The organism is Terrimonas pollutisoli (assembly GCF_029360765.1).
GTDB lineage: Bacteria > Bacteroidota > Bacteroidia > Chitinophagales > Chitinophagaceae > Terrimonas_B > Terrimonas_B pollutisoli.
In genome coordinates this window covers 1-3,998 of sequence record NZ_JARKNA010000046.1, presented here as the reverse complement: position 1 = coordinate 3,998, position 3,998 = coordinate 1, and the positions used below count along the sequence as shown (strand labels likewise).

Below are 3,998 nucleotides of genomic sequence, written 5' to 3'. Positions count from 1 at the left end.
ATAATTTTATCTTCTGTGAGCATTGATAATCGAGTTTTGCGTGTGGTAACTCAAAATTATCTTTTATTAATGCTCACTTCTTTTTTTATACACCAAACAGCCTATTGCGTTGACCAAATAGTTTTTTGACATATTAACTAGCAACTTGAGTTAATTAGCTTCTTTGCAGCATCCTTATAAATGGCTTGGATATTGTCTGTAATTTTGAAAAAAAGATCCACATGGCAACTAATCAATTTAAATTGCAAAAACCGTGGGAAGATGTCAAAGAGGATTTGAAGGAAAATAATATTTACCTGACCGATGAAGATCTTAACTATCAACCGGGGCAGGAAGATGCGCTACTGGAACGCCTTGAGAAGAAAATGAATCTTAGTAAGGAAGAAATAAAACAATTAATAGAAAGCATCTCTGCCAACGAAGGAAGGGCTTCCTGAAAAGACTTAGCGTTTGCCGCCCGGTTTACGATGATAAAATTTTCGATTGGGCCTTTTGCCTCCTGTTCTTAGTCTTGGGTTATAAACAGGACCGGGTCCCAGCTCAATGGGGATATCTGCTTTTTCTACTTCTTTACCAATGAGTGCTTCAATGCCGGCAAATTTGTTCTGTTCTTTTTCTCCTACCATTGTAAAAGCCATTCCATCCGCTTCCGCTCTTGCCGTACGTCCAATGCGGTGTACATAATCTTCGCCATCATGCGGCACATCATAGTTTATCACCAGGTCGATAGTATCGATGTCAATACCGCGGCTTAAAATATCAGTAGCTACCATTACCGGTATCCGGCCGCTTGTAAAACCGCCTATTACACTTTCCCGTTGCGACTGCTCTAAATCGCTGTGCATTTCTTCAATCGAAAACCCCGCCTGTTTTAACGTCCGGGCTAATTGTTTTACATTTTGCTTACGGCTGCAAAAGATCAATGCACTTTTATACGGTGTACTCTTTAGTAAATGTTTTACCAATGAAAGTTTCTGCTCTTCATGTACGACGAAAGCTTTTTGAACAATTTTTTCTGGTGGCTTGGAAATAGCAATATTAATCTCGGCAGGTTCATGTAAAATATTCCTGGCAAGCTGCCTGATCTTTGGCGGCATAGTGGCTGAAAACAACAATGTCTGACGCTTTACCGGTAATGCTTTAATAATGCGGGTCAACTCATCCTGAAAACCCATATCCAGCATGCGGTCCGCTTCATCCAGCACCAAAAATTGCAGGCCCTTCATGGACACATAACCCATATTCAGGTGTGCAATCATGCGGCCGGGTGTACAAACAATAATATCGGCGCCTGATTGTAAGGCTTTTTTTTCAGCCACAAAATTCTGTGCATCATTACCCCCGTACACAGCAATAGAGCTTAGATGTGTGAAATAAGAAAGGCCTTCCAAATGCTGGGAGATCTGGATTGCCAGTTCACGGGTAGGTACGATGACCAATGCACCCACCTGTCCATCCACATGATTGCTCAATAGCTTATGAATAACGGGCAATAAAAAAGCGGCTGTTTTACCTGTGCCCGTCTGGGCAGAAGCAATGATATCTTTACCGGCTAGTATGGCTGGAATAACCTGTTGTTGTACCGGGGTGGCTTTTTCATAATTAGAAGCCTCAATACCTTCCATGAGGTTCGGATGAAAATTAAAATCGGTGAATCGCAAGTTGATATAATATTAATGTGAGGCAGGCTGTTCCTGCTTTTTGGAAAGCGCAAAGATAGTTGAACGGGGGGAGGATACAATGTGGCGTCTTTCACTAATGTCCGGCACTGCAGCTTTTTATCACTTCCTTAATCAATCAGATAGTAGCGTTTAATTTACGCTATTGGCGGAGTTGCGTATTTTTTCTATATAGCTTGAGAAAGAATAAGTTGAAAAAATTGTTTGGTAGTTGGAGAGGCGTATTTTAGCGGGAATACAACTGTAAGCAGCCATTTATTGCAAGATGCCTAATAGCAAAGTCACTTTAGATAATATTTCTCATTTCCGATTCACATCTTTTTTGTCGGACAAGACGCTCGACCTACTCAAAAATCAAGTTCTGCGTGTTATGAGGGACCAACTCGACGAACCTCTTGTCGGTCCGTTCTTGGATTGGAAAACGAAGACTAATGAAGTTTTCCTATATGCAACCTATTCTCCTGTTGAGTTTAGTTTGCCAATGAACTTCGACACTTTCTTTTGGCACGGGTCAGACAATTTTACTCATACGTCTGTACATATTCCGTTTTCAATAATTAACGGCTGGGCGCCTACTCAAAAGGTGAGTATTGGCCACAAGCATGTTTGTTTGTTGCAGTTTCTTGATGAAATTCCTGAAATAGTCAAAGACTTGCCGGAAGTGAATGGCCTGCTACATGCACCTTTTGATCTTATTTTGGCGAATGGGTCAGACCTCTCCCGGTAAAGACGTCGGCTAACATTGCAATATGGTCGAATAAATCCTAATCGACATTAACACGAATGAGATGCAGTTCCAACTTTTCGAATCACAGATGAGCTTTGGAATTTAAATTCAGCTATATATCTTTAACCACCTAACGTCCGGCTGATGAATCAAGGAAGGCCGCCACATCGCTAATTCGGAGCCGTTGGCTGTAATTATTTGACAGACCCTTCGCTCAAAAAATAATGGCAAAATGAAAATTAAATTGACTATCCTCTTGCTGACTTTTTTTGTATCTCATTTTTCTTTTGGACAAATAAAATTTGAAGATTTAAAAATTGACACAACCATTAGTGGATTTCATTATGCAGCAAATTTCCAAGGAACATTTGTTTACACACCAAACGGTAAATCTGACTTAAACACAATTAATCCATCTGCATTCTCATTTTCTATCTTACCAAATACGACAATGAAAGCTGCTATTGGAGAAATTGAAAATCTTGTTACAATGTCCAAACAAAATGGCTATACTCTTACTGATATTGTAAAAAAAGACACAACGATAAATGGTTATAAAGCTTTTATCCTTTCCTTCACAGAAACCGAAAAAGGCACGGACTATAAAAACTTAGTTTTTGATGCAGTTATTATGAAAGACAATACTGCAATTATTTTTGTTAGCGGGGACCTTGACAAAGGAAAGTATCTGGAGAATTTCAAAAAGACTTTCTATGCGACAAAATTATAACTACAGCCAACAGCGAGGTTTTGCGTCAGCTGGGGCGACGAATAGATGAAGCCCCCAACAGCACAAATGCCTGAACGTAAGCGGCTATATTTATGGACAGCACTCACCTCAAAACGCATCAATGGGACTGTTTTCATTTCTGAAGTTTCTCAAACCTGACAAAACCAAGTCAATAAAGTTTGACCCCAACGAATATGTTCCAGCATTTTGGGAGGACGGTTATTGCCAAATTGAAATTGTACCATTTGAAAACAAAGCATTCATTCAAAAGCAGGCTGGACAAATTGACGAGTTAGCAACAAAATCAAGAACTGATTATGGCTTTAGTGCGACATTTGAAAGGGGTTCGATGCCATTTAAAACTGTTTCAAAAGAAATAAGAGTTGACTATCTTGAAAAGACATTAACGGACTTCCAATTTCAAAAAGCAAGACATATACGGTATGACAAAAGTGAAATCCTGGATTGTGAAAGCGGAGCGACAAAAGCATTTGGCTTTTCAAACTTCACAATCTTTTTTGACACAGAAGGAGAATTTGTAAAAAACATTTGGATGCACATAGGACTTATTGTTTCATCACCACAGTTTGACCTAATCCAAGCAGCCTTGTACGCTTTGGGAGAAGAATGCGAACTTATTCTCATTGACTGGAACAGCTTAGAATTATTTGACTTAGCTGACAAGAAACAAATTCAAAAATACTTAATGGGCTACTGGAAATAATACAGCCGCTTACAACTAAGAGTTCGTCGGGCCTGAAGGGCCAACGATGAACTCTTAGTTGTACGGAACCTGCTGGTAGGCGTTGCTTGTAATTATGGGGATTGGTGTGTGGAAGACGTGGTTGATGCGGATGTTAAA

At 39.7% G+C, this 3,998-nt stretch carries 5 protein-coding genes; 4 read left to right on the top strand and 1 reads right to left on the bottom strand.

What is annotated here, in order from left to right:
- The first annotated feature begins 221 nt into the window (after positions 1-221).
- Positions 222-437: a hypothetical protein gene (locus P2W73_RS26225; protein WP_276505073.1), complete on the top strand. Its 216-nt coding sequence runs from the start codon at positions 222-224 to the stop codon at positions 435-437.
- Positions 438-443: 6 nt separating this feature from the next.
- On the opposite strand, the gene P2W73_RS26220 is transcribed toward P2W73_RS26225, so the two are convergent.
- Positions 444-1,625, bottom strand: a complete 1,182-nt coding sequence (locus P2W73_RS26220) for a DEAD/DEAH box helicase (protein ID WP_276505072.1) — start codon at positions 1,623-1,625, stop codon at positions 444-446.
- A 424-nt stretch (positions 1,626-2,049) separates the two neighbouring features.
- Here P2W73_RS26220 and P2W73_RS26215 point away from each other — a divergent pair, with 424 nt between their 5' ends.
- The 3 genes from P2W73_RS26215 (at position 2,050) to P2W73_RS26205 (ending at position 3,860) form a co-directional block, all read left to right on the top strand.
- On the top strand, positions 2,050-2,406 hold the full coding sequence (locus P2W73_RS26215; RefSeq protein ID WP_276505071.1) for a hypothetical protein: 357 nt from the start codon (positions 2,050-2,052) through the stop codon (positions 2,404-2,406).
- Positions 2,407-2,638: 232 nt separating this feature from the next.
- Entirely contained in the window at positions 2,639-3,136 is a 498-nt protein-coding gene (locus P2W73_RS26210; RefSeq protein ID WP_276505070.1) for a hypothetical protein, read from the top strand.
- Between the two features lie 121 nt (positions 3,137-3,257).
- Positions 3,258-3,860, top strand: a complete 603-nt coding sequence (locus P2W73_RS26205) for a hypothetical protein (protein ID WP_276505069.1) — start codon at positions 3,258-3,260, stop codon at positions 3,858-3,860.
- Positions 3,861-3,998 lie beyond the last annotated feature (138 nt).

What these genes read in the sequence shown, in the direction of transcription:
- P2W73_RS26210 (WP_276505070.1), top strand. Translation starts at nt 2,639, where the DNA reads ATGAAAATTAAATTGACTATCCTCTTGCTGACTTTTTTTGTATCTCAT.
- P2W73_RS26220 (WP_276505072.1), bottom strand. Translation starts at nt 1,625, where the DNA reads ATGGAAGGTATTGAGGCTTCTAATTATGAAAAAGCCACCCCGGTACAA.
- P2W73_RS26225 (WP_276505073.1), top strand. Translation starts at nt 222, where the DNA reads ATGGCAACTAATCAATTTAAATTGCAAAAACCGTGGGAAGATGTCAAA.
- P2W73_RS26205 (WP_276505069.1), top strand. Translation starts at nt 3,258, where the DNA reads ATGGGACTGTTTTCATTTCTGAAGTTTCTCAAACCTGACAAAACCAAG.
- P2W73_RS26215 (WP_276505071.1), top strand. Translation starts at nt 2,050, where the DNA reads ATGAGGGACCAACTCGACGAACCTCTTGTCGGTCCGTTCTTGGATTGG.